The sequence below is a fragment of the Blautia hominis genome, assembly GCA_002270465.1.
GTDB classification, from domain to species: Bacteria; Bacillota; Clostridia; order Lachnospirales; family Lachnospiraceae; genus Blautia; species Blautia hominis.
The window spans coordinates 222,014-246,774 of the sequence record NQOF01000007.1 but is presented as its reverse complement, the minus strand read 5'-3'; the positions used below and the strand labels follow the sequence as shown (position 1 = coordinate 246,774).

The window sequence follows — 24,761 nt, the reverse complement described above, 5'->3', positions numbered from 1 at the left end:
CCGGAATTATTATTCAGGATAATAGAAAACTTGCGGTGCATGATTTCTGTTATTTATAGAAATGTGAATGTACGGGAGATAGATATGAATACATTGATCATAGACATTGGTACTTCCAGCATGAGGGGGATTCTTTATGACGAAGCAGGGCGCAACCTTAGCTTAGCGCAATTTAAATATGAACCGGTTAAAAAGGCATGCGGCTGGGTGGAGCAGCCGAGAGGACAGTGGGAAGCATATACCGTAAAAATCTGCGAAAAAATAAATAATGAGGCGGTTCAGATCAACGAGAAAATCGATGCCATAGCGGTAACAGCCCAGCGCTCCTCTGTGATTCCGGTTGACATAACTGGAACACCTCTTATGGATACTGTTATGTGGCAGGACACTAGAAACAGCGATATCTGCAGAAGACTTGAAAAATATAACCAGATCCTGATCAGGAAGAGCGGAGCAAAGATAAACACTGTTTTTTCAGGAAGCCGTATGACCTGGATAAAAGAAAACTGTCCTGATATCTATAAGGATGTCTATAAATTTTTAAATATTCCGGAATTTATTATGCATAAGATGACAGGAAGTTATTTGACGGATCATACCTATGGGAGCCGCACAAATCTCATGAACCTGAGAGAAAGAGCGTGGGATGAAGAGCTGCTGGATATATTCGGGATAAGGAGGGAACAATTATGTGATCTTCTAAAGCCGGGAAGTATGGTGGGAAAGGTGACGGCAGAGTTTTCCGCAGATACAGGGATTACGGTAGGTACTCCGGTTATCAGCGCGGGAGGTGACCAGCAGTGTGCGGCGGTGGGACAGGGGGCATTTGTCCCAGGAACAGCATCCATAGTTACAGGGACAGGCGGTTTTTTGGTGGCAGCAGTGGAGAAGGTGCCGGAACAATTGTCCGAGAACATGATCTGTAACTGCGCAGCTGTAAATGACAAATATATCATAGAAGCCAATGTACTGACCTGCTGTTCTGCTTTTGACTGGTTCTGCCATACCTTTTACGATTGGGCGGATGGGGTAATTGATTATAGGCGGATCAACCGGGAACTGGAAAAAAGCAGCCTGGAAAAAGTGGGGGAGATCCTAATACTTCCATATTTTCAGGGAAGAAGCACCCCTGACTGGAATCCGGATTCCAGGGCCGTATTTGAAGGAATCGCACTAAAACATACCCGCGTTGAAATTCTGCAGTCTTTAGTTGAAGGGATTTTCCTTGAGATAGCCAATAACCTGGAGGAGTTTGAGAAATATTGCCCCATAGAGAAAGCATATATCAGCGGAGGTCTGACAAACAGCAGGGTTATGAACCAGATGCAGGCTGACATATACGGGCTTAAGCTCTATCATATGGAGGACAGTGAATCCACAGCCCTGGGGGCGCTGATGACGGTATTGACCGAAATGGGTGTGTATTCTTCTGTTGAGGAAGCTTTTCATATTATAAGAGGTGCAGAGAACACCCAAGTATTCAAGCCAAGAATGACCAGATTTGAAGAGTACCAAAAGAAAAAAGGAAAGATGCAGGAATTATATCAAAAGATATATAGATGATAAGGAACATGATCAGGGATTAAATATGCCAAGAATAGCATGTCAGGGAGGAGACAGATGACAGATAAAATAAGTGAAGAACGGAAAGAAAGAGTTTTCCGGTCCATGAAAAAATTAACAGCATACCGTGAGATACAGAATCTGATGGGAAGATGTGCTGCAGCCTGTAATTTTAAGCAGGTCCAGAAGATATATGCATATTTTTCAGAGCGCGTGGATATTTCCTGTGAGATTGCAGACGAAGGTCTGTTCCAGGGAAGAGAAGGTGTGAAGGCAATTTTAAATATGGTATTTGGCGGAGAAGCCGAGCCGGGTGACATGCTGGATATCCAGCTTACCAGTCCTATGATAGAGGTGGCCGGGGATCTGCAGACCGCACGCGGGGTATGGTGGACCGCAGGCGCGGCAAGCGTTCCCATGGGTAGCAAAGACCCACAGGCATTATGGGTGTGGGGGGCTGTTGCAGTGGATTTTATATGGGAGGAAAAAGAGTGGAAACTTTGGCATGTTCACTATTTCAGGTGGATAAAGTGTGATTATCACAAAGGATGGGCAGATGACACCAGCCTGGTCAACCGGCCCAACACTGCCATGCATCCTCTTTCTAAACCAAGTACCTATCATAATCCTTATACCCCCCTGAGTATCCGTGACGGTATTCCGCCCTGTCCGCGTCCTTATGATACCTGGACGGATGATAACTGGATGCTTTGCAGAGATAAGACAAAGTGACCGGAGAAGGATAAAGCCTGCTATGGAAGCGGAACGGTTACAGATTGGATATGGAGGAAGGTTTATGGATACAGAGTTTATATATGATGATTTTGAGGCGTTGAGTGACACAGAATTTATAGAGCTGGAGACGGAAGCAGACAGGCTTATGTCTATGTGGGAGATTCAAAATCTGAGAGCACAGTTAATGCTGTTTCATGATGACCAGCATATAGGGGAAAAGCGGAGGGAGCTGATGGCAGTTCACCATCCGGACTTTGATGAGAAGGGGCTGAGGGAATTTGAGGCGAAACCGGTGGTGGATAATCTGGAAGGAAATATGCTGATACATCCGGCTGCGACACCTGTTATTGAGATCAACAAAACACATACGGCAGCCAGAGGATTGTGGTGGTCTTTTGGGATGGAGGCGCTCTCGAAATGCAGAGAACATCCAATGGCAATCATAAGTCTGGGAATGATGCCTACAATTTGTGTCCGGGATGGGAAGGGAGAGTGGAAACTGTTTCTAAGGGGATGGCAAAGAACAACAAAAGCTGATTTGCATAAAGGATGGGTTGAAGATATGCAGACAACAAACTGCCGTCCGCCTTTGACAAAAGAGCAGGATAGGAAGGCAGCCGGGAAGTTTGCTTATGGCAGAGATCGAATCAGGAAACCAGTGCCGGAGCCACCGGGAAAGGATACCTTTGAAAAATATCCAGGAGATTTGGAGGAGGGCTGGCTGTATGTGAATTTAGATGAGGAAGAAGCTGTATGTTGGAGTATCGTATAAGTAGTCATGACCACCAGAAAATCTGGTGGTCATAGGTAGAGGCTTAATCTTTTTCAAAACCGTTCTTTCTATAAAAGACCACAAACAATCCAACCGCCAACACCGCCTCAACTGCCAACACCACAATACTCCCCCCATGCAGGACCCGGCTTTTACCGGAGACAATATCCATGATCATATCCATAAGAATCCCCGTAAAAAGCATTCCTGAAACCTTCTCCAGTATATCCACAAAACCGGAAAAGATAGGCACCATCATAAGTATGAGCAATACCGGTGTGGTAATGGTTCCCGCACTCACCTGATTTTTTGCGAAGATGCCAAGCAGCATCCCGATGATACAGCTGATCAGGGAAGAAAGGACAGTGACAATGGAAAAGAAAACAAGGTTCTTCCCGGTGATGAGATAGCCGCTGATGGGCATAAGCACATAATTCAGGATCACCGTTGCCGCGAACACGGGCAGGATGCATCCGATAACATACTCCAGTCCATTCACCGAGGAAGTCATCAGTACACGCAGGGTATTCTTTTCCTTTTCCTCAGCCAGCAAAAGACTGGTGCAGTAAATGCCGCACATGCCGATATTCATGACAAGCCCCATGCTCAGGGCATAGCCGTTTAAAAATTCCGGGGATGCACTGCCGCTTCGCATATTTCCGTAGAGAAAGCGCATCATCAGGGTGAATCCCAGTGCAAATAATGGCATGATGATACAGTTCTTTCCCATAAACGCCTTGGTCTTTATCTGGGCAATAGCCATAATCTTGTTCATATGTAAAGTTTTCATGATAATTCCCTCCCTGTTACATGCAAAAATACGCTCTCCAGTGTAGGTTCACAGGAATGAAGCGTTTCAATTTTGTTTTCCGCCATCCAGGCATTGATCTTTTCAATGTTATCCTGATTCTGTTCCAGGAGACATTCGGTACCGTCATCCAGACGCACAGCATATTTTTTAGTGACATTATGCTTCAGACAGATTTCCTTGGGAGAGCCGTATTCCACCACGATCCCCTCGTTCAGGAGAGCCACATGGTCGCATAATTTTGTGGCTTCCTCCATGTTGTGGGTGGTCAGGAAAATTGCCATGCCCTGCTTTTTCAGTTCCAGCAGCATTTTATGGATTTCAATGGCCGTGGAAGGGTCCAGGCCCGAGGTGGGTTCATCCAAAAACAGCACTTTCGGGTCATGCAGTACAGCCCTTGCAAGGACCAGCCTCTGGGTCTGTCCTTTGGAAAGCTTTCCTGCCGGCTTATCCTTGTGCTCATACAAGCCTACTTGTTTCAGGACTTCCGCTATTCTGTTTTTCTTTACTTTCAGGATTTTAGCAAAATACTCCAGGTTCTTATATACAGTGAGATATTCATAGACACCGCTGTTGTCCGTGACGATCCCAATCTGCTCATAAATGGTCTCATCTATATTTTTAGAATTAATACCCAGAATATATGCCTCACCGGAGGTCTGCCTTAACTGTCCGGTTATGATCTTAATGGTAGTGGTCTTTCCGGCACCGCTGGGACCAAGGAAACCAAGGATTTCCCCTTCATGCAGCTTTGCGTCAATACCTTTTAAAACCAGTTCATCTCTGTATTTTTTTGAAATATGTTCCAGTCTGATAAATTCTCTGTCCATATGCGTATGCCTCCTTTTCTTTCTGCTCTGACAATACCATAATCATAGATAAAATTGTTTCCCACTTCCCAAATGGTATTTGCCGCTTCCCAAACGGCAAAAAAAAGTAACAGTTCAGACGAGCTGAACTGTTACAAAAAAAGAACACATGAATTTTTGTTAATTCATGCGCTCCAGCAGCTTTGATTTCTCTTTTCTTGCCACAGGACATACTTCCCCGGCAACGGTGACGGTGTTATGTTTTAGGTCCACCTGCTCAATTTTGTTGAGCGCCACCAGATAGGAGCGGTGGATCCTTATAAAATGTTCCTCCAGCCCTTTTTCGATGGTACTGAGATTTCCCAGAAATTCCATGTGTTCATTTTTTCCGTGGAGAATGACAAAGTGTGATTTTGTGGAGGTTTCAAAGTAATAAATATCATCCAGGGGGATATGCCGTATGGTATCTCCCGTCTTAAAAGTGTAGTATTCCACAGGGTCCGTTTTTTCACTCACAAGGCGGCTCTGTATGGAGGCCAGGCATTTTGCAATGGAGGAGGAAAGTTCATTAATATTGTCTTTTACAATATAGTCAAAGGCCTCTACATGATACTGAAAGGTTTTATAAGCCAAATCCCCAAAGCTTGTTATGTAGACAATGGTTCCGTATGGGTCGGTATCCCTGATTTTCCTGCCAAGCAGAAAGCCGTCGTATTCCGGGTGTTTCAGGTCCACATCCAGGAAATAGATATTTCTTTTCTCTTCCATCTGTTTAAGTTCTTCCAACAGGATCACCGGGCTTTGGCAGCTTTGGGCGATCTGCATGTCATACTCCATGATCAATATCTGGCTTTTGATGCAGCGGGCAATTTCTTCCCGGATTCTGTCGTCATCATCACATAATAATATCTGAACCATAATTTTATCCCTCTATTCTTAATTCCTGGCAGAAACGTCCGCCGCGGCAAAAGGTGGAACAGCTTACATTGGGATATTGTCCGGTGATCTCTCTGTAGCTGTACAGGCCAAGCCCCCGTCCGCTGCCTTTGGTGGACCATCCTTTCTGCCAGATCCTGTTCATGTCCACCTCACCCTCCACGGGGTTGGAGACTAAGAATATCACACAGTCATTCTGGGCAGTGATCATAATGTCCACCTCACCCTGCGCAGTTTTTGCCGCCTCCATGGCATTGTCGGTCAGAATGCCAATACAGCGCAGCAGATCCCGGATCTTCATGCGGCACGCCCTGACCGGGTACAAGACTTCCAGGTGCCAGGGGATATTCAGGGTATCAAGCTGAGAGAGTTTAGCCATTAACAGGCTTTTTAACTCTATGATCTCAATATTCATGATCTGGTTGGCGGTCTGGATTTTAGCACCGATGGTATGGTCAAATTCATTGAGCATATGCTGCATGTACTGTTCCAGTGCCTCTGTCTTTCCTTCTTTTACATCCAGATACATTCCGGACATCATATTTTTGAAATCGTGGCGGTACACCCGGACATCCTTTTGGATTTCCTCAAGGTTTTGAATGTATGCAGTCTGCTGGGCAATGATACCGGCCTGTGCTTTTTCCGTCTCTTCGAGGATAACATTCTTTGAGAGAAATCGAAAGAATACCGTGAAGGACAAAAGCAGAGTCATTCCTATCATGGTCAGCAGAGTATTATAATTCATATCAGCCATGGACAGCACGATCAGATAATGAGGGGCACCTGCCAGAAAAAGTCCGGTCAGTGCTGCCGGGATGCTATGTTTTTTCTTCCTGGTGCAGTAATCTACAAAGGTTGCCGCATCTGTTTTTACGATCAGCTTTCCCATGAAAAAAGTAAAAAGAAGCAATAACGTAATGGAGATACATTGATTTACCATGGAACCCAGTTCATATCTGTAAGGAATAAAAAAGCAGGTGATCAGATAAGTCTGGTAGAACGTGAAATAGGCAAAGGGTACGGCGATCATTATTCTTTTGAAATTGCGTTCTGCCACAAAATATAGGAAAAGAATATTAACTGTCAGAACAAACATATCCAGAAGATAAGATAATAAGGGAAGGGGAATACCTGTTATAATATTACCATACAATCCCAGATAGACAACAGGAGCTACTATTATGTCTGCGGCCAGAGCGGTCAGCAGAAGTTTTATCCAGAGGATTTTGCGACCCAGAAGCCTGCAGCTCAAAAAATAGATGACAGCTTCCGTAAAATAACTGGCGGCCAAATAAGTGAGAAGGCCATATATCATACGATTCACCACCTTTATATAATAGAATACCATGACAATTTTACAATACAGTCCCAGTATATAGTGTGAAAAGCAATGCGTCAATAACAGTTCAGGCAGGTCTGCGCATTTACTGCGCTGACCGTATGAAAAAGTAGTGGCAGCAGGCATCCGGCCCATGGCCAAGCGATTTTTAATGTCCGGATGCGGAACGGTTCAGCTTGTCTGAACTGTTACATGCGTCAATAAAGGAAAAGATGTCAGTCAATGAAAAAAATTGAAATCTCCCGCATATTAGGCTACAATGATGAAAACAACAGTTCCTTATAAAACCGCTGTAATCGAAAATGGAGGAATCCCCATGAAATCAAAAATACTGGTAGTGGAAGATGAGGCTGCCATCAACGATCTGATCACAATAAGTCTGGAAACCGCAGGTTATGAAGTGCATCGTTTTTATGACGGCAGCCGGGCGGAGCAATTTTTGTGCAGTACGGACGATGTAAGCTGTGACCTGGCTTTGCTGGATATCATGCTTCCGGGAAGGAATGGATTTGAACTGCTCCCCTATTGCAGTAAAAGGGAGATCCCTGTTATCTTTCTCACCGCCAAAGGTGAGGTGGGCAGCAAAGTGAAAGGGCTGAAAGAGGGAGCGGAGGATTATATTGTGAAACCTTTTGAAATCCTGGAACTGCTGGTAAGAATAGAAAAGGTCCTGGAACGGCATCAGAAAAACGATGATGAGATCCGGATTGGGGATGTGACCGTCTATGTAAAAGAACGCAGGGTAATGAAAGGGGAAGAGGAACTGATCCTGAAACCCATGGAATTTGACTGCCTTATGCTGTTCATAAAGAATAAAAACATAGCCCTCACAAGAGAGCAGATATTAAATGAACTTTGGGGAATCCAATTTGAAGGTGAGACAAGGACCGTGGATGTACATGTTGCCAGAATCCGCAAAAAATTAGGCTGGCAGGATATGATCAGGACCGTACCGCGGATCGGGTACCGTCTGGAGGTGGGGGGATGAAGCTGCGGACCAAAATCTGCCTGGTCTGTGTGGCAGCTATGCTGGTGCTGTCCCAGAGCTTTTCCCTGTTTATGCTTTATATTTCCCAAAAAGATCAGTTGGAACGGATCAGCAAATATGAGTATGCCATATTTGACAACAGATTAAAAGCCCTGAGACAGTATGCGGAAGGTTCCTTTGATTTTTTATCCATGTCTGAGGAAATGAAACAGCGTATTATGAGAAGCGGAAGTAAGGAGTATCTGGGTCTGGAATATGCAGTCTATGAGGATGGGCAGGAGATTTTCAACATGACCCCGTATGACTACGAAGATACCGGCACGGAGAATATGGACCCATTCTATGAGATTAACATGGACGGAAAATATCTTCTGGTCATGGGAAAGCGGCTGGACATAGGGCCAAGGCAGAATTATGATGTATGGCATTACAAGGATGTGACGGAGATCCATAATAACAGTAAGAAAATGTTTTTCCAGGGGCTGGCGGCAGCGTTCTTATTGACAGGATTTATTGCTGTTATCCTGGTGGTTGTCATCCGGCTGGTCATGAGACCGATCTACAGCCTGAAAGACTCCGCAGATGAGATCGCAGGGGGAAACTATGAGTCCCGGATCAAGGTCAGGAGGCGGGATGAGATAGGAGAGATCAGTGAGGATTTTAACCGCATGGCTGATAAGGTTGAGGAACATATAAAAGAACTGGCCCATACCAATGAGCGCCAGCTTCAGCTAATGGGAAGCCTTGCCCATGAACTGAAAACTCCCATGACGGCCATCATCGGCTATTCGGATATCCTTTTAAAAATGCGTCTGCCGCAGGAAGAGAAAGAAAAGGCACTTTTATATATCGGCAGTGAGTCCAGAAGGCTGTCCAGGCTTTCAGCAAAAATGCTGGAGCTGACAGGGCTTTATAAAGATGGGGAGAAGACCATAGAAAAGAAAAATGTACAGATGAAAACACTCTTGGAAAATGTGAAGAGTCTCATGACATTCCGCCTGAAAGAAAAAGGATTGTCTCTGACAGTCAAGATGACCGGTGAGAAGCTGTGTCATTTGATGGATGAGGATTTGATCACAAGCCTGCTCATGAATCTCCTGGATAATGCTTGTAAGGCTTCCCATGAGGGGGGATGCATAGAGATAGAGGCCTGGGAAAAAGGTATTTCCGTGAGGGACGAGGGGAGCGGGATACCAGAAGAAGAGATCGGGAAAATACAGGAGGCCTTTTATATGGTAGATAAATCAAGGGCAAGGGCATCAGGCGGTTCCGGCCTGGGACTTTCCCTTTGCAGAAAGATCGCGGAACTTCATAATGGCAGGCTGGTCATTGAAAGCTGGCTGGGGGAGGGGACGAAGGTAAGTTTCCTTTGGGAACAGGATAGCAGATAAAGAGTAATGGTGCGGAGGCCGAAAGGCAGCCGCACCATTATATGTTGTGCGCCCGGCAGCGCATGTTTCTAAGGGGTGCAAGTCCCGGATCCATGGGCAAAACTCTGGTCTGACGAACAGAAATCACATCAGGCTAAGCTGAAGCCCTTCTTGGATTCAGCGCAGTGATTGCACAGGCCTGCCGAATCATCACATATGTTTACAAATTGGTTACAAGTCGGTGCGGTATTTTTACATCCCATACGTTAATATAGAAGGAGTGAAAGGGTAACAGTTCAGGCAGGTCTGCGCACTCACTGCGCTGGCTGTATGCATGGCGGCAGTAAGCATCCGGCCCATGGCAAAGCCATATTTAATGACTGGATGCATGTGACAGTTCAGACGGCTGAACCGTTACAGGAAAGGGCAAGGGAGGAGAAAAATGAATAAAAAAAGCACTTGTATCTTGACGGTTCTGTTATCCGGGGCTGTTTTGCTTGGCGGCTGCCAGGAGACACCGGATTCTGTGATCGTAAAGCCAAAGGGCAGGGAGGCCATAGAGCAGTACGAGGAGGACGAGAGCCGGGAGGAATCCGGGGAGGAGCAGCAGGGATTGCGGGAAAAACTGGGCGTGCCGGAGAGATTTCAGGATGAGATCGTTCTGGAGGACGGAAAAGTCACGTTAACCACGGATGCTGTCATAGAACTGCCAAAAGCCCCGGGATTTTCCACAATAGAAGTAAGCGCTGTACCGCTCACCCAGGATTTTATGGATAGGATCACCCAGGGGCTGTTCCCGGAGGGAAAGATATATAGCTCTGATTCCTATTTTGTTATGACAAAGGATGACTGTCAAAAGGAAATAAATAAAATAAAGGCAGAAATGGCCCAGGCCAGTACAGAGTCAGAGGATGAGGAAGAGATATCCAAAGAAAACCTTCAGAATATGCTGGAAGAATTGGAGGCCGCATATGCAGAGGCCCCGGAGACCGCCGAAAAGAAGGAAGTATCCCCTCTTTTGGCTGTGGATGAAAGCGGATTTGAGTCCTTTAGCGGGGTTGTGGAAACACCGGAGCCATATTTTTACCGTATCTTTGAGGGGTCAGGTGATTCGATCAGGGTCAGAGTCAGCCATTACGGGGAAAATGAGGCAGCACAGCCGGGAGCCGGATGGGGAGAGTATCAGTTTGCCAAAGATGATATTATATCCCAGATCGGATCAGAGGATGAGATAAAGTCCTCCGCAGGAATCTCCTATGAGGAAGCAAAAAAAATAGCGGATGATAAGATATCGGCTATTGGCGTGTCAGACATGGATATTGGTTCATGGGATTATGCGGTATATATGTACCGTGGAAACGAGGGGGAAGAAGTGCAGGTTTCCAATACAGGTTATATGTTCTATTATACCAGACAAATTGGAAGCACACCCATAATCTACACATTGTCGGAAGGCGGCGGACTGGAGGATATGGACAGTACCATAGAACCATGGACATATGAGACACTGAAGATCGTGGTCTCTAAAAATGGACTGGAGGAGTTATCTTATGTCAGCCCCTATGAAATAGGCAAAACTCAGGTGGAGAATGTGAAGCTTTTAGACTTTGAGGAGATCAAACAGATTTATACAGAGATGATGCAGTACAAAGTATCCAGCCAAATGGACAATGAATATCTGAAGGAATACAAGGTAACTGTGGACAGGATAACACTGGGTTATACCAGGATCTATAGTCCGGCACAGGACAGCCGCAGCGGGCTTTTAGTCCCGGTCTGGGACTTTTTCGGAAATTCGGAAATGACCCTGAATGACCAGGAGGGCACCCGGGATGCGTCCTCCATTCCCAACAACAGCCTGTTCACCATCAATGCCATCGACGGCACGATCATTGACAGGGGCCTTGGTTACTGATGAACGGTCCGGGGAAAATAAAGGCAGTGATCCGTTTTAATTTTCTGGGATTTTTTAAGAATACCAGGATCATACTCACCTTCCTGCTTGCGGTTGTCCTTTGTTTTTTATTAAGTGAGAGGGTGATCCGGGTGGCAGAGCATTATGAAACATCCATGCAGGCTGCGGAACCATTTATTTGGACCTTTGGAGACGGTACCAATGTGCTGCTTGCCTCTCTTCTCCTGATACTCATGTTTTCCGATGTGCCGAAGGCGGGTCCCGTAACTCCTTTTTACCTGGCCAGAATGAAAAGGATGCAGTGGATGGCAGCACAGTTTTTCTATATTGCTTTGGGGACGATCCTTTATGCGGCATTTATTATGTCTGTGACGATCATTTTGTGCCAGAAGTACACGTTTCCGGGAAATATATGGAGCGAAACAGCGGTGCGTCTCGCCTACTCGGAACTTGGAGATTCTATGGGGATTCCGGCCAGTGTAAAGGCAATGGAGAGTATTACGCCTTATGAATGCATGCTGCAGACACTGGTGCTGATGTTGTTTTATTCCTGGACACTTTGTTTTCTGATGCTGGTGGTCAATCTGCGGTTTGGAAGGACAAAGGGAATCTTTGCAGGGATTTTTTACAGTCTGTATGGATTCCTGCTGGAACCGGACATCATAGCCAGAATCCTGGGTCTGGAAAAACATGAGCGGTATAAAGTAAATGTGCTGACAGGCTGGATCAGTCCCCTGAACCACGCATCTTACCCGGGGCACAGCTTTGGATATGACAAGCTGCCTACGATCTTTCAGTCGTCTGTCCTTTTTCTTGTCCTTCTGGCGGTATTGGGTCTTTTATCCTGCCGGGCATTGAAGCGTTATAATTTTACTTTTATGGGGTATTAAGTATGGACAGTAAGCGTATGATGGGGCGGAGGACAACCTGGCTGGCAGTGTTTCTCGCCGTGGCGGGACTGGTGGCAGGAACGAAATTCCCTGCGTTTGACAGTCCTTTTCCCGGCGGGAGCTGGTATGGCATGGTGGCAGAGGCATTGACCTCCAAAACCGTCATCTTTCTGGTACCTGTTGTGGCTGTACTGCCTTACGGGGATGTATGGATCGGGGAAAAGGCTTCCGGATTTCTGGGGTTTTATGTGGCCCGGAAGGGGAAAAAGGATTTTGTGGAGGACAGGGTCATCACGACCACATGCAGCGGCTGTTTTGGGTGGGTATTGGCTGTTCTTATAACTCTGCTGTTGTATTTTGTGCTTTTCTTTCCCCTGGAGCTGAAAGCAGAGTGGAGATGGGAACTTATGATCCCCCTTTTGCGGACCATGGCAAGGCTGTTTTTGGTGTCCGCCGTACTGGCGGATCTAAGCGGCATTATGGCGCTTCTGTCCGGCTCTGTGTACATGGCATACGGCATACCCTTTGCGGTATATTATCTTCTGACGATACTCCATGAACGGTACCTGGAAAAGATTTATGTCATAGACCCGCAGTCGTGGATAAAGGCGGCAGGTGACTGGGGAAAGGACGGTATTGGACTGTGGGCATTTTTACTATTACTGCTTATGCTGCTGATGTTTCTATATGGAGGGATGTTATATGACAGATGCAGGGATATCTGAGTATGTGGCAGTGGACAGGGTGACGAAGAAATTCGGGAATGAGCTTGTGTTAAAAGAGACAACCATGACCATGCGCAGGGGAAAGGTCTATGGCATTGTGGGGAATAACGGTTCCGGCAAGACGGTCCTCATGAAATGTATCTGCGGTTTTCTCCCCGTTACGTCCGGCAGCATCCGGGTGGGAGGAAAATATATCGGCAGGGACACAGATTTTCCCGAAAGCCTGGGGCTTATTATTGAAACACCCGGTTTTTTGACTGAATATACAGGCATAAAGAATCTGGAGATCCTGGCAGATCTGAACCGGAAAATTTCTGTGAAGGAGATAAGAGAGGTATTGCAGAGAGTGGGACTTGACCCGGATTTGAAAAAGCCTGTGGCAAAATATTCCCTTGGTATGCGGCAGCGCCTCGGCATAGCCCAGGCGATCATGGAAAATCCTGACTTTTTGATTCTGGATGAACCATTTAACGGACTGGATAAAAGCGGTGTGGTTGACATAAGATCTATATTGCTGGATTTGAAGAGGAGAGGAAAGACCATTTTACTGGCAAGCCACAACAGCACGGATATAGAAATACTGTGTGACGAGGTATATGAGATGGATGCAGGTATCCTGCGGCATATGGCAGGGGAGACGGTGCAGGAAAGGGAGTGTATGACATGAGGAGGAGACTGCAGGGAATAACTGCTGTGATCCTGGCAGTGTATTTGGCCGTGCCGGGTGGACTGACCGTGTTTGGACAGGTACAGACAGGGAAAACAGAGCCGATCGTAAGAATGGAGGAGGCAGGGAAAACAGAGCCGATTGTAAGAATGGAGGAGGCAGGGAAAACAGAGCCAATTGTAAGAATGGAGGAGGCAGGGAAAACAGAGCCGATCGTAAGAACAGGGGGAAGAGGGAAAACAGGATCGTTCGTAAGAACAGGGGAGGCCGGCAATCCAGAGACAGCAGCAGGAATAGAGGAGCCAGGAGAAAAAGACAGCAAAAAAGAGCCGGGGGATGCTGAGGAAAAAGAAACGGCAGAAAAGGAAACAGAGGACGGTTCCGGAAAGCCGGAGGAGGAGGTCCATCTTGGGATTGATAACAGACACATTTTTGAGGGGATGGAAAATTCTTATGCGGACGGGTACGTCCCGGTGGAGGAGGGGGATAACGTAAAGATTGTGATTCCCTTCACTGCAGATGGTGAGCTGAAGGACAACACCCTGACCGTTGCACTGGATTTTGCCGGGGATAAGGAGGCACCGTTTCAGATCAAGAACTATCAGAAAGATATCAACCCGCAGACTGTTACGTTTGACGGGGAAACGACGGAGGTGTATCTGTATACGGAGGATATACTGCTGCAGGAAACCAGGGTAAAAGGGCAGTACCCCGTTAAGGCAAAAGCAGAAGGATTTGATAAAAATGGGGAGCCTGTATCCCTGGAATATGTGGTTTTTGTCAATGTGACAGGGAATGGGGAGATTCCCGGGAACGAGGAGGAAAGCGCAGAGGGGCCTTCGCAGGAAACAGGTATGGAGCCGGAAGGAGACAGCGGAGGAGGGCAGAGCAGTGAAGCTTCAGAAGAGGCAGTCATGCATCAGCCGAAGTTTATCCTGGAGCAGTGCAGCCTGGACGGGAGCATTTTAGATGCCGGCAGCAGCCAGTCCGCAGAGCTGGTCTTCCGCAATAAGAGCAAAGAATTTACGGCCTGTAATGCAAAGGTGACAATCACCGAGGAGGGAGAGGGAAATAATCTTGTATTTGGGCGTACTTCTGAATATTATGAGTCGGTAAGACCGGGCGGAACGGTGGTATGGAAGGAGGAACTGCAGATACAGGATAACGCCAAAGAGGGGAATGTACCTGTAAAGTTTACATTTGAATATGAGAATGAAAAGGGCACGGCGTATACCGGTACCGAGACATACACCCTCCGGATCCGGCAGCCGGCCCGGGTTTCGTTGGCAAATTACAGGGTTCCGGCGAAAATATACTCCACAGATACCATATCCTCGGACCTTCAGATCCTAAATCTCGGCAAATCCACAGTATACAATGTAAGGGTTTCTTCACAGGGCAGGGGAATATTTGCGGTACAGACTTTTTATGCAGGAACCTTGGAGGCAGGGCAGAGCCTGCAGGGGAATCTGTCCCTCTATGCCGGTGCCAGAAATATGGAATCTATTCATGAGGAGATGAGCGGAACAGACCGGGAAAAATACGGGAAGACAGAAGGTACCCTGGTTCTGGAATACGAGGATATATACGGACAGACCTACAGCCAGGGTGTTGCCTATGAAACAGAGATACAGGCTCCAAAGGTATTGAGTCTAAAAGCAGATAAGAAGGAGGAGACCAACCAGTGGTGGGTGTCCGTCCTGGTACTGCTTGGGGCTGGGCTTATAGGAGGTTTTTTTGTTCAGAGTATGAGAATCAGGAATCTGAAAAAACGATGCGGATAGATCATCCGGACGGACTGCCGGAGTGCGTCGGGAAAGCGGGGAGCGCTTTTGGAAAGCAGAAGACTTTACGGGAGTATTTATAAAATAGCATTGTCCGTGCTGCTGCCGGCAATATTGTTATGGTGCGGCGCCGGTATGATAAAAAACCATATGGAGGACAAGGAGTTATTTGAATATCTGCTATACAGTGATATGGAGGATATGCCGGATACGTTCCTGCCGGAATTATGGGAACAAAAAGGAGTGGAGGCTGTCTCAGCAGTTCTGGATATCCCTGTACATATGGAAATAGAAGAGTATGAAATGGATGTATCTCTGCGTGCAGTGGATACGGAAATTTTTCCGTTGAAAATAGACCGCTGTCTTACGGAACTGGAGGCAGGCAGTAAAATCCCTCTTTATTTTACACCCCAGGCCCTGGAGGGCCTTAAGGATCAGAATCAGTACAAGATCACAAAAGGGAAAAAAGAGGATCTTATAAAACGAAGTCTGGGAATGACAGCAGAAATCTCTCCGGTACAAGGAGAAGCGCAAGAGCCGGGAACAGCCGCAGATGAGGAGAGATGGAAACAGACGACCGCAGTTTACAGGGAGACAGGTATTTTTGCCGCCGTTTTGGAGGATATAGAAAGCCGGGTCTATATACCATATGAGAGCGGGAAGAAAATCTTGGCATTATCGGGAACTACCGTACAGGTGAGGACCGTATATATAAAAATCCGGGGAAGGTCAAAGGCTGATGCGGTAATAAAAAACTTAGAAGAGATGGGATTTCGCACGGAGGCGTTATAGATGCCTGCCATAGTTTAAGGCAGCAGAAGGTTTGCATAGCATACCTTCTGCTGCCTGTTTTTAGTGAAGATTCAGACAGGTCTGCGCATGTACTGCCAAGACCGTATGAACAGACGCCCAGCCCATGGTGAAATGTTTTTTTATGGCCGGATGCGTAACGGTTCCGCTTGTCTGAATGGTTGTATTTTGTTTTTTTCGGTATAAAACCTATCAATTATTGCTATCTTCTTAAATTGGATGTATGATAATTACTGTCCGGTCCAATATGAATGATTGTAACTGTCATTCTCCTGTGGCGCAGGTTTCGGCCTGGGAGTATCCAGTTCACCGGTAACGTCCATATAGAACACAGCGCCGGCAGCTCTCATATACGGTGTCAGCCACAGAAATCCCACATAGCAGGAAAGCAGGCTCAGCAGCATAAGGGGGATAAAGCTCAGGTCCATGTAGAGGAGACGTCCTTTATTTCCTTTCATAAGCCGCAGGCTTTCTCTCATTGCCTCCATGGCACTCATGTCCGTGTTGTCCAGGAGAAGATAGTCTGCAAGGCCGAAGAACAGGCCAAGTATCATGTTCACCGCCAGATTCGTCAGACTGCCGAAGAGCATGAGAAGCAGAAAGGCATTGTCAGACATGTCCTTGTTCATATAACCCGGCAGGTCAAAGGGCAGGGCAAAGATAAACTGTATAACCAGCAGGATCAGGTGGACAACAATGAAACGGTCAGGGTGGTGTGAGAAGGCAAAGAACAAGTCTTTTACCGCAAAAGCTTCACCGCGGCTGATATTCAGCATAAGCTTGGCATAACCTGCGCCCACAACAGCCACCAGCAGGGAAACCATATAATTGAGAAGCTGGGTGGTTACGATCCCCAGGACAGTAGCAGTGCTCATGGTACTAGTGATCAACATGGAAGGCAGAAGACTGCACAGAAACATCAGGAGCAGCGCAGCCATGGGGGTGCCGTATCTGCCGGAGAGATTTTCACGGGCGATCAGCTTTATAGCAGCAGAATTTCTTTTCATAAAATAAAATCTCCATTCTTTCGTATTTAAGGAAATGGCCGGCAATTCCGGCACGTTATCATGCTTATTATAACATAACTAAACCAGGTTACAAGAGGGTAAAATGGAACCGCGAATGAGTAAAAAAGAAGAAAAAAGTCTATATATACTGGGGTGGATGCTCCTTGGAGCCGCCGCAGTCCTTGCAGGAGTCACCAAGGGCTTTCCTATGCAGATGAAAATCTTTTCCCTTCCCTGCATCTTTTGGGAGCTGACAGGTTATTACTGCCCGGGCTGCGGAGGTACCAGGGCATGTGCAGCCCTTTTCCGGGGGGAGATCGTAAGATCCTTTCTCTGTCATCCGGTGGTGGTGTACACTGCTGTTGTCTTTGCCTGGTATATGATCTCCCACACCATAGAATACCTGACCAGGGGCAGGCTGGCAGTGGGAATGCGTTACCGCGACCTGTACCTTTATCTGGCAGCAGCCATTATACTCATCCAGTGGGTGGTGCGAAATCTTTTGAAGCTGGTATGGGGAATTGATATATTGTAAAAGCGTCCGGCATGGGAGCAGGCTCCGGTCAGACGCTTTCATAAACATTTAGATAAAATTATCACCCTCATCCGGTGCGGGATAATAGTGATCCTGTCCACCGTCATTTTGATCCGGCCGGTCCGGATCTTCATAGTCATGATCATCATCCTGACCGTAGGGGGAAGTGATGCCGCTGCCGGAACCACTGCCTGGGTTTGCATTGCGGTACAGGTAATCCTGCAGGAAATCATAAATGTCATCTTCCGTATATTCTTCAGGATGTGTCAGTATATGCAGATACTGGCTGAAAAACGTACGTCCCTCACTGGTGGAGAGCATGGTGGAAGTAAAGAACAGGACAATGGCCGCCACAATGGCGATTCCCGCGGAGGAAAGTGCCATGCCGGCTTTGGCATTGCCGGGGCGGGCATAGGTTCCCTTTGATATAATGCCGAACAGGAGGCCAAGCCCTCCGAATAAAAGTGCCAAAGGCGGAAAACAGCACATGGACACAAGGGAAAGGATTCCCATTGTAAGGGCAGCGGAGGCAAAACCGGGACTGCCTTCATAGATGTGTTCTGCCGGCGGTTCCGGATAGATGACGGGACCCTGCGGGGGCTCCTGCCCATATCCCATCTCCTGGTTATTCTCATCATAAGGATCATTCATAAAGTCAAACCTCATTTCATGTATTTTCAATCATATAAGAATATTTTTTTCGTTTGTCAAACTACATTCTATCATGGATAGGAAAATAGGGCAAGACTGGAAAATATAAGGGATAGTCACAAATAGGATATAAAAGGGCGTACAGAAACAATTTACAATTGAACATGGAACTATCCAATACGTGAAACTTAAAGTGAGGAATGGATGAACCATGAGCAATGCTTATGATAAAATGTTAAATCGGTTAAATGCGTACAGGCAGATGCAGAACATGAGCCAGGAGAACATGGGCAGTGTCATGGGGATTACGCAGAGCCATTACAGCAAGCTGGAGAAGGGGAAAAAGATCATCTCCGGTGAGGAGCTGTATAATCTGAAAAAGAATAATATAGATGTGGATTACCTGATCTCAGGGCGCGGCAGCCTCCGAACGGTACTGGACGAACTGATGGAACAGTGCAGCAGCAAGAAGAGAGCAGAGCTGCTCCAGCTCATTGTCTGGACCGTACAGCAGGGCATGGAATCCGCGCAGATAGCAGGGAGTGCGGCAGCGCTTTTTACCAGGGAGATCGAACTTCTCAGGTATCAGGTATTTCCTCATACCTCCAAGCGGACCATCTGGTACAAGATCCGTATGGCAAACGAAATGACCCAGAGTGAGATGGCTGATGTCCTGGACGTGAGTGTGAAGCGCTACAGGGAGATTGAAAAGGGAAATACCAGAGCCAATGCGGAGGTAGTGGCCTCCCTCTATGAGAACCTGGGGTACCTGCCGTCCATCATATTGGAGGAGGACGTAGTAAATCTGTCCTGTCTGAATCATATATGGAAAGCTTTTGAAAAAGAACTGCAGGATGAACTGGAGGCATTTATCCGAAAAGGATGCGGACTTTGGGAATGCAGGCCGGGTGAGGGAGCTAAGTGAAATGGAATATTATTGCGGAATAGATTTGGGGACATCAAGTGTAAAAGTTATGCTTTTGGGTGCTGACGGCGCGGTGCTGGGCACAGAGGCAGCAGGATATGACATGATAAAAAAAACACCCTGCGAGGCGGAGCAGGATATGGAATATCTTTGGCAGCAGACAAAAGAATGCATCAGGGCGCTGCTGGGCAAACACCCGGGGGCAGCGGCAGATATCAGGGGCATTAGTTTTTCGGGACAGATGCACGGTATGGCAGCAGTGGACAAAAACGGTAAGCCGGTGCGAAATGCTGTGATCTGGGCAGACCAGCGCTCCCAGGATGCCATTGGGCATATCTGGGACACCATATCCAGGGAGGAGTGGAACCGAATCACCTTAAACACACCCTGTACAGGGTTTCTCATATCCTCCCTGCTTTGGATGCGGGAACATGAACCGGAACGGTACGCCAAGACTGCAAAAGTCATGCTGCCCAAAGATTATATCCGCTTTTGTATGTGCGGCGAGGCAGCCACGGATGTGACAGATGCCTCCTCCACAGGCATATTTGATGTGAAAAGGAGGCAGTGGGCCTGGGAACTGATCGACAGGCTTGGCCTTCAGCGGGAAATGTTTCCGGTCTGCGGGGAAGCTTTTGAAAGGGGAGGCAGTGTCAGTGCTTCCTGTTCAAAGGAAACAGGGATCAGGGAGGGCACGCCCTTATTTCTGGGGGGCGGTGATTCCATGATGCAGCTGGTCGGGAACGGGATCATTAAGCCGGGAATCCTCTCCTGCAATATCGGCACTGCCAGCCAGGTGGCCTGTGCCCTTGACAAGCCGGTCTACGATACGGGATTCCGTACAAATACCTTCTGCCATACAGGCAGAGGGCTTTGGGAGATACAGGGTTCCTCCCTGACCGGTGGCGTGGCCCTGAAATGGCTCAGGGATAATATGCTTCATATGAGGGATTTTGAGGAGATGACAAGCCTGGCCGGGACAGCCCCTGCGGGAAGTGACGGACTCCTCTTTCTTCCCTATCTGAGCGGAGAGCGCTGTCCCTGCAATGACCCCAATGCCCGGGGAATCTATTTTGGCATGAGCCTGTACCACAGCCGGGAACATTTGATCCGAAGCACAATGGAAGGCGTTATTTTCGGGCTGAAGGGATCCCTGGAGATATTGAAAGACATGGGGATCCGTTTTGACAGGGTGATCGCATCCGGCGGCGGAGCCAGGGGACAGCTTTTCCGGGAGATACAGGCAGATGTTTTTGAGGCTGAGATCCATACAGCAGGGGAGGCGGAACAGGCCTGCGTGGGAGCGGCCATGACGGCAGCCGTGGGCTGCGGCGCGTTTTCCTCCTATGAGGAGGCGTGCGGCGTGCTGACCCGTCCGGGAACCGAGGTGACAGTCCCGGATAAGGAGCGGGTAAAGATCTACAGGGAATGCTTTGCCCGCTTTCAGGAGCTGTATAAGAGAAACAAAACGCTGTTTTCTTGACAAATTCCCTTCCTATTGATAAGGTGTTATATGACAAACTTGAATGAAGGATAAAAGGAGAAACCCCATGGATATCATTTTAGCATTGACAGAAGAACTGAAAGTGGAGAAGTGGCAGGTGGAAGCTGCCGTTAAACTGATAGATGAGGGAAATACCATACCGTTTATTTCCCGTTACCGTAAGGAGGCCACCGGTGCGCTGAACGACGAAGTGCTGAGAAATCTGTACGAACGTTTGAATTACCTGCGCAACCTGGAGGACAAGAAGACACAGGTTCTTGCCAGCATTGAGGAGCAGGGCAAGCTGACGGAGGAGCTGAAAAAGCAGATCCTGGCAGCCCAGACCCTGGTTGTTGTGGAAGATCTATATCGTCCGTATCGTCCAAAACGCCGTACAAGAGCCACAATCGCCAAGGAAAAGGGCCTGGAACCTCTGGCAAATATTATTCTGCTGCAGATGACAGACAAGTCTCTGGAGGAGGAAGCAAGGGCATTTCTGTCTGAGGAAAAAGAAGTGGGGACAGTGGAGGATGCCATTGCAGGGGCAAAGGATATAGTGGCTGAGAGCATTTCCGATGAAGCGGACTACCGCATCCGTATCCGGGATATGACCGTGAAGAAGGGAAGGGTGATCTCTGCGGCCAAGAACCCCAAAGAGCAGTCTGTCTATGAGATGTATTACGAGTATGAGGAGCCCATCGCAAAAGTGGCAGGCCACAGAGTCCTGGCCCTGAACCGGGGGGAGAAGGAAAAGATCCTGACCGTGAAGATAGAGGCGCCCACAGAGGATGTTATCCGTTACCTGGAAAAACAGGTGATCACCCGCAGCAATCCAAACACTACGCCTGTTTTGAAGGATGTGGTGGAGGACAGCTACAGCCGTCTGATCGGTCCCGCCATTGAGAGGGAGATCCGCAATGATATGACAGAGAAGGCGGAGGACGGTGCGATCAAGGTTTTCAAGAAGAACCTGGAACAGCTTCTCATGCAGCCTCCTATTGTGGGACAGGTGGTTCTCGGATGGGACCCGGCTTTCCGTACCGGCTGTAAGCTGGCTGTGGTAGATCCCACGGGGAAGGTGCTGGATACCGTGGTGGTTTATCCTACAGCGCCCACTACACCGGCTAAGATCGCGGCTGCGAAAGAAACTTTGAAAAAGCTGATCAAAAAATACGGTATCACTCTGATCTCTCTTGGCAACGGAACCGCTTCCAGAGAATCGGAGCAGGTGATCGTAGAGCTTTTAAAAGAGATTCCGGAGAAGGTGCATTATGTTATCACCAATGAGGCCGGAGCTTCCGTATACTCTGCCAGTAAACTTGCCACAGAGGAATTCCCCAACTTTGATGTGGGGCAGAGGAGCGCGGCATCCATAGCAAGACGTCTCCAGGACCCATTGGCGGAGCTGGTGAAAATTGATCCCAAATCCATCGGCGTAGGCCAGTATCAGCATGACATGAACCAGAAGAAGCTGGGCGAAGCCCTGTCAGGCGTGGTGGAGGACTGTGTAAACAAGGTGGGTGTGGATCTGAACACTGCCTCGGTCTCTCTTTTGGAGTATGTGTCCGGTGTCAGCAAGGCGATCGCAAAGAACATTGTAACCTACAGGGAAGAAAACGGACGTTTTGAGAACCGAAAGCAGCTTCTGAAAGTGGCAAAGCTGGGACCAAAAGCCTTTGAGCAGTGTGCCGGGTTCCTGCGCATCACAGGCGGGAAAAACCCTCTTGACGCTACCAGTGTCCATCCGGAGAGCTATGAAGCTGCGGAAAAACTCCTGGACAGTATGGGAATGAAGCCGGCGGATATCTTTGGCGGCAATGCGGTATATTATGTGAAGGACTACAAGAAGATGGCAGAGAAGCTGGGTGTGGGGGAGATGACCCTGAGAGATATTGTAAAAGAGCTCACTAAGCCCGGCCGTGACCCACGAGAGGAGATGCCGAAACCGGTGCTGCGCACAGACGTTCTGGATATGAAGGACTTAAAAGAGGGCATGGTCCTGAAAGGAACGGTGAGAAACGTCATTGACTTTGGAGCGTTTGTCGATATCGGGGTACACCAGGACGGCCTGGTGCATATTTCCCAGATGACGGAACGGTTTATCAAACATCCCCTTGAGGCGGTCAGTGTCGGTGACGTTGTGGATGTGAAAGTTCTCAGTGTGGATTTGAAAAAGAAGAGGATCTCTCTTACTATGAAAGGTATCTGAGGATACGGAAAGGAAGCGTGGAGAATGAATGCAAACAGAGTAAGGATCGAGAAGCTGCAGGAAGAGATGGCAGCGGCAGGCATGGACATGTATCTTGTGCCCACAGCGGATTTTCACCAGTCGGAATATGTGGGGGCGTATTTTAAGGTGCGTGCCTGGCTTTCAGGATTTACCGGATCTGCGGGAACCCTGGTGGTGACGAGAGACAGCGCATATCTCTGGACAGACGGGCGGTATTTTATCCAGGCGGGAAAAGAGCTGGAGGATACCGGTATTACCCTTATGAAAATGAGGGAAGAAGGCGTTCCTACCGTGGACCAGTTCCTGGAGAAAAACATTCCGGCGGGCGGCTGTCTGGGATGCGACGGAAGGACCGTCAGTGTGGGCCAGGGAAAGGCTTATGCGGACATGATGGAAAGGAAACAGGGCCGTTTTCTGTGCCAGGACGACCTGGGCGGAAAAATCTGGAGTGACAGACCTATGATGTCAAGAGAGCAGGCTTTTCTTGTGGACGTGAAATATGTGGGCAGATCCAGAGAAGAGAAACTGGCAGATGTCCGCAGGATCATGAAAGAAGAGGGTGCCAATACCCATCTGCTCTCCAGCCTGGATGATATTGCGTGGCTGCTGAACATCAGAGGCAATGATATTGAGTGCAATCCTGTGATTCTCTCCTATGTGATCCTCACAGAGAAGGACGTATATTTTTATGTACAGGAGGAGGCTGTTTCCGCTGAAGTCCGGGAGGAACTGAAGAAGTCCGGAATCACCATCCTTCCCTACTTCCAGGTGTATGAGGATGTGAAAAAACTTGCGGATGAAGATGTAGTACTGCTTGATGAAGCGGTCGTCAATTATACTCTGTTTGAAAATATTCCTGCGGGTGTAAAGAAGGTGGACTGTGTTAACCCGTCCAAACCTATGAAAGCTATGAAGAACCGGGTGGAGAGGGAAAATGTGCGCACAGCCCACATAAAGGATGCAAAGGCTATGTGCCGGTTTATATACTGGCTGAAGCAGAATGTGGGAAAAGAGGAGATCACAGAGTACAGCGCTGCAGAAAAAAGTTATGAACTGCGTGCCCAGGACCCTGATTTTCTGGATCTGAGCTTTGGAACCATCTGCGCCTACGGACCGAATGCGGCGATGTGCCATTATGCACCTGCCAAAGACGACTGCGCCAAAGTGGAGCCGGAGGGATTCTTTCTCATCGACTCCGGCGGACAGTATTGGCAGGGGACTACAGATATCACCAGGACCATTGCGGTTGGTGAGCTGACACAGGAACAAAAAGAACATTTCACACTGGTGCTCAAGGGAAACATCCGCCTGGCAACTGCAAAGTTTATGTATGGAATGGGCGGAGCGCATCTGGATTGCCTGGCAAGAGGCCCGCTGTGGGAGAGAGGTCTTGATTTCAATCACGGTACGGGACACGGTGTGGGATTCCTTCTGAACGTACACGAGGGACCCCAGAATATTAATTGGAACAGCGCGATCCGTCCGGGCGGCTATGTGCCTCTGGAGGAGGGTGTGCTGATCTCCGACGAACCGGGACTTTACCTGGAAGGCAGATACGGGATCCGCTGCGAGAATCTGCTCATGTGCCGAAAAGGTGAGAAAAATGCCTACGGCCAGTTCATGGAGTTTGAGGTTGTGACCCTGGTTCCCTTCGAGCGGGAGGCTATCCTGCCGGAACTTCTTGGGGAAGAAGAACGCAAATGGCTCAATGCTTATCACAAACACGTGTATGAGACCATAGCACCTCTTCTTGAAAACCAGGAGGAGCGTGAATGGCTTAAGGAGGCTACAGCCGAGATTTAAGCCGTGACCTAACACG

22 protein-coding genes are annotated in these 24,761 nt (G+C 48.1%); 16 read left to right on the top strand and 6 right to left on the bottom strand.

What is annotated here, in order from left to right; translation table 11 throughout:
• The first annotated feature begins 84 nt into the window (after positions 1-84).
• The 3 genes from CI595_RS21045 to CI595_RS21035 all read left to right on the top strand — a co-directional run bounded on the left by CI595_RS21045 (position 85) and on the right by CI595_RS21035 (position 3,070).
• Positions 85-1,563 (top strand): FGGY-family carbohydrate kinase, encoded by a 1,479-nt coding sequence (locus CI595_RS21045; protein ID WP_162291937.1) that lies wholly within the window; start codon positions 85-87, stop codon positions 1,561-1,563.
• Between the two features lie 57 nt (positions 1,564-1,620).
• Positions 1,621-2,295 carry a nuclear transport factor 2 family protein gene (locus CI595_RS21040; RefSeq protein WP_095175576.1) on the top strand — a complete coding sequence of 225 codons (675 nt, stop codon included), beginning with the start codon at positions 1,621-1,623 and terminating at the stop codon, positions 2,293-2,295.
• A 64-nt stretch (positions 2,296-2,359) separates the two neighbouring features.
• A complete protein-coding gene (locus CI595_RS21035; protein WP_095175683.1) occupies positions 2,360-3,070 on the top strand; it encodes a hypothetical protein in 711 nt (236 codons plus the stop codon).
• Between the two features lie 43 nt (positions 3,071-3,113).
• On the opposite strand, the gene CI595_RS21030 is transcribed toward CI595_RS21035, so the two are convergent.
• The 4 genes from CI595_RS21030 to CI595_RS21015 all read right to left on the bottom strand — a co-directional run bounded on the left by CI595_RS21030 (position 3,114) and on the right by CI595_RS21015 (position 6,938).
• A complete protein-coding gene (locus tag CI595_RS21030) occupies positions 3,114-3,860 on the bottom strand; it encodes an ABC transporter permease (protein ID WP_095175575.1) in 747 nt (248 codons plus the stop codon).
• The gene (locus CI595_RS21025) at positions 3,857-4,708 is read right to left on the bottom strand and encodes an ABC transporter ATP-binding protein (protein ID WP_095175574.1); all 852 of its coding nucleotides are present in this window, start codon (positions 4,706-4,708) and stop codon (positions 3,857-3,859) included. The genes CI595_RS21030 and CI595_RS21025 overlap by 4 nt, the downstream gene beginning before the upstream one ends.
• 159 nt (positions 4,709-4,867) lie before the next feature.
• Positions 4,868-5,605 carry a LytR/AlgR family response regulator transcription factor gene (locus tag CI595_RS21020; RefSeq protein ID WP_095175573.1) on the bottom strand — a complete coding sequence of 246 codons (738 nt, stop codon included), beginning with the start codon at positions 5,603-5,605 and terminating at the stop codon, positions 4,868-4,870.
• A 4-nt stretch (positions 5,606-5,609) separates the two neighbouring features.
• On the bottom strand, positions 5,610-6,938 hold the full coding sequence (locus CI595_RS21015) for a sensor histidine kinase (protein WP_158661476.1): 1,329 nt from the start codon (positions 6,936-6,938) through the stop codon (positions 5,610-5,612).
• A 340-nt stretch (positions 6,939-7,278) separates the two neighbouring features.
• Here CI595_RS21015 and CI595_RS21010 point away from each other — a divergent pair, with 340 nt between their 5' ends.
• The 8 genes from CI595_RS21010 (at position 7,279) to CI595_RS20975 (ending at position 16,093) form a co-directional block, all read left to right on the top strand.
• On the top strand, positions 7,279-7,950 hold the full coding sequence (locus CI595_RS21010; protein ID WP_095175571.1) for a response regulator transcription factor: 672 nt from the start codon (positions 7,279-7,281) through the stop codon (positions 7,948-7,950).
• Entirely contained in the window at positions 7,947-9,341 is a 1,395-nt protein-coding gene (locus tag CI595_RS21005) for a sensor histidine kinase (protein ID WP_095175570.1), read from the top strand. Before CI595_RS21010 ends, CI595_RS21005 begins: the two co-directional genes overlap by 4 nt.
• Positions 9,342-9,762: 421 nt before the next feature.
• Entirely contained in the window at positions 9,763-11,235 is a 1,473-nt protein-coding gene (locus CI595_RS21000; RefSeq protein WP_095175569.1) for a DUF6034 family protein, read from the top strand.
• Positions 11,235-12,125, top strand: a complete 891-nt coding sequence (locus CI595_RS20995) for a hypothetical protein (protein WP_095175568.1) — start codon at positions 11,235-11,237, stop codon at positions 12,123-12,125. The genes CI595_RS21000 and CI595_RS20995 overlap by 1 nt, the downstream gene beginning before the upstream one ends.
• 2 nt (positions 12,126-12,127) lie before the next feature.
• Positions 12,128-12,850 (top strand): hypothetical protein, encoded by a 723-nt coding sequence (locus tag CI595_RS20990; RefSeq protein ID WP_095175567.1) that lies wholly within the window; start codon positions 12,128-12,130, stop codon positions 12,848-12,850.
• A complete protein-coding gene (locus CI595_RS20985; protein ID WP_095175566.1) occupies positions 12,828-13,517 on the top strand; it encodes an ABC transporter ATP-binding protein in 690 nt (229 codons plus the stop codon). The genes CI595_RS20990 and CI595_RS20985 overlap by 23 nt, the downstream gene beginning before the upstream one ends.
• A complete protein-coding gene (locus CI595_RS20980) occupies positions 13,514-15,301 on the top strand; it encodes a COG1361 family protein (protein WP_095175565.1) in 1,788 nt (595 codons plus the stop codon). Before CI595_RS20985 ends, CI595_RS20980 begins: the two co-directional genes overlap by 4 nt.
• 48 nt (positions 15,302-15,349) lie before the next feature.
• Complete coding sequence (locus tag CI595_RS20975; protein ID WP_095175564.1) at positions 15,350-16,093, top strand: hypothetical protein; 744 nt, start codon at positions 15,350-15,352, stop codon at positions 16,091-16,093.
• A gap of 248 nt (positions 16,094-16,341) precedes the next feature.
• Here CI595_RS20975 and CI595_RS20970 read toward each other — a convergent pair whose 3' ends face one another.
• The gene (locus CI595_RS20970; RefSeq protein ID WP_095175563.1) at positions 16,342-17,118 is read right to left on the bottom strand and encodes a DUF975 family protein; all 777 of its coding nucleotides are present in this window, start codon (positions 17,116-17,118) and stop codon (positions 16,342-16,344) included.
• Positions 17,119-17,221: 103 nt separating this feature from the next.
• Between CI595_RS20970 and CI595_RS20965 the strand changes: the two genes are divergently transcribed.
• Positions 17,222-17,653 carry a DUF2752 domain-containing protein gene (locus tag CI595_RS20965; RefSeq protein WP_095175562.1) on the top strand — a complete coding sequence of 144 codons (432 nt, stop codon included), beginning with the start codon at positions 17,222-17,224 and terminating at the stop codon, positions 17,651-17,653.
• Positions 17,654-17,701: 48 nt separating this feature from the next.
• Here CI595_RS20965 and CI595_RS20960 read toward each other — a convergent pair whose 3' ends face one another.
• Positions 17,702-18,304 carry a hypothetical protein gene (locus CI595_RS20960; RefSeq protein ID WP_095175561.1) on the bottom strand — a complete coding sequence of 201 codons (603 nt, stop codon included), beginning with the start codon at positions 18,302-18,304 and terminating at the stop codon, positions 17,702-17,704.
• 211 nt (positions 18,305-18,515) lie between these two features.
• On the opposite strand from CI595_RS20960, the gene CI595_RS20955 reads away from it, so the two are divergent.
• From CI595_RS20955 to CI595_RS20940, 4 genes are all read left to right on the top strand, one after another.
• A complete protein-coding gene (locus CI595_RS20955; protein ID WP_095175560.1) occupies positions 18,516-19,229 on the top strand; it encodes a helix-turn-helix domain-containing protein in 714 nt (237 codons plus the stop codon).
• Position 19,230: 1 nt separating this feature from the next.
• Entirely contained in the window at positions 19,231-20,712 is a 1,482-nt protein-coding gene (gene xylB, locus CI595_RS20950) for a xylulokinase (RefSeq protein WP_095175559.1), read from the top strand.
• A 67-nt stretch (positions 20,713-20,779) separates the two neighbouring features.
• On the top strand, positions 20,780-22,921 hold the full coding sequence (locus tag CI595_RS20945) for a Tex family protein (protein ID WP_095175558.1): 2,142 nt from the start codon (positions 20,780-20,782) through the stop codon (positions 22,919-22,921).
• Between the two features lie 24 nt (positions 22,922-22,945).
• A complete protein-coding gene (locus CI595_RS20940) occupies positions 22,946-24,745 on the top strand; it encodes an aminopeptidase P family protein (RefSeq protein WP_095175557.1) in 1,800 nt (599 codons plus the stop codon).
• Positions 24,746-24,761: the final 16 nt, after the last annotated feature.

What these genes read in the sequence shown, in the direction of transcription:
- CI595_RS21030 (WP_095175575.1), bottom strand. Translation starts at nt 3,860, where the DNA reads ATGAAAACTTTACATATGAACAAGATTATGGCTATTGCCCAGATAAAG.
- CI595_RS21035 (WP_095175683.1), top strand. Translation starts at nt 2,360, where the DNA reads ATGGATACAGAGTTTATATATGATGATTTTGAGGCGTTGAGTGACACA.
- CI595_RS21020 (WP_095175573.1), bottom strand. Translation starts at nt 5,605, where the DNA reads ATGGTTCAGATATTATTATGTGATGATGACGACAGAATCCGGGAAGAA.
- CI595_RS20995 (WP_095175568.1), top strand. Translation starts at nt 11,235, where the DNA reads ATGAACGGTCCGGGGAAAATAAAGGCAGTGATCCGTTTTAATTTTCTG.
- CI595_RS20965 (WP_095175562.1), top strand. Translation starts at nt 17,222, where the DNA reads ATGGAACCGCGAATGAGTAAAAAAGAAGAAAAAAGTCTATATATACTG.
- CI595_RS20945 (WP_095175558.1), top strand. Translation starts at nt 20,780, where the DNA reads ATGGATATCATTTTAGCATTGACAGAAGAACTGAAAGTGGAGAAGTGG.
- CI595_RS20970 (WP_095175563.1), bottom strand. Translation starts at nt 17,118, where the DNA reads ATGAAAAGAAATTCTGCTGCTATAAAGCTGATCGCCCGTGAAAATCTC.
- CI595_RS20985 (WP_095175566.1), top strand. Translation starts at nt 12,828, where the DNA reads ATGACAGATGCAGGGATATCTGAGTATGTGGCAGTGGACAGGGTGACG.
- CI595_RS21005 (WP_095175570.1), top strand. Translation starts at nt 7,947, where the DNA reads ATGAAGCTGCGGACCAAAATCTGCCTGGTCTGTGTGGCAGCTATGCTG.
- CI595_RS20955 (WP_095175560.1), top strand. Translation starts at nt 18,516, where the DNA reads ATGAGCAATGCTTATGATAAAATGTTAAATCGGTTAAATGCGTACAGG.
- CI595_RS21045 (WP_162291937.1), top strand. Translation starts at nt 85, where the DNA reads ATGAATACATTGATCATAGACATTGGTACTTCCAGCATGAGGGGGATT.
- CI595_RS21040 (WP_095175576.1), top strand. Translation starts at nt 1,621, where the DNA reads ATGACAGATAAAATAAGTGAAGAACGGAAAGAAAGAGTTTTCCGGTCC.
- CI595_RS20960 (WP_095175561.1), bottom strand. Translation starts at nt 18,304, where the DNA reads ATGAATGATCCTTATGATGAGAATAACCAGGAGATGGGATATGGGCAG.
- CI595_RS20940 (WP_095175557.1), top strand. Translation starts at nt 22,946, where the DNA reads ATGAATGCAAACAGAGTAAGGATCGAGAAGCTGCAGGAAGAGATGGCA.
- CI595_RS20990 (WP_095175567.1), top strand. Translation starts at nt 12,128, where the DNA reads ATGGACAGTAAGCGTATGATGGGGCGGAGGACAACCTGGCTGGCAGTG.
- CI595_RS21015 (WP_158661476.1), bottom strand. Translation starts at nt 6,938, where the DNA reads ATGATATATGGCCTTCTCACTTATTTGGCCGCCAGTTATTTTACGGAA.
- CI595_RS20980 (WP_095175565.1), top strand. Translation starts at nt 13,514, where the DNA reads ATGAGGAGGAGACTGCAGGGAATAACTGCTGTGATCCTGGCAGTGTAT.
- CI595_RS21010 (WP_095175571.1), top strand. Translation starts at nt 7,279, where the DNA reads ATGAAATCAAAAATACTGGTAGTGGAAGATGAGGCTGCCATCAACGAT.
- CI595_RS21000 (WP_095175569.1), top strand. Translation starts at nt 9,763, where the DNA reads ATGAATAAAAAAAGCACTTGTATCTTGACGGTTCTGTTATCCGGGGCT.
- xylB (WP_095175559.1), top strand. Translation starts at nt 19,231, where the DNA reads ATGGAATATTATTGCGGAATAGATTTGGGGACATCAAGTGTAAAAGTT.
- CI595_RS21025 (WP_095175574.1), bottom strand. Translation starts at nt 4,708, where the DNA reads ATGGACAGAGAATTTATCAGACTGGAACATATTTCAAAAAAATACAGA.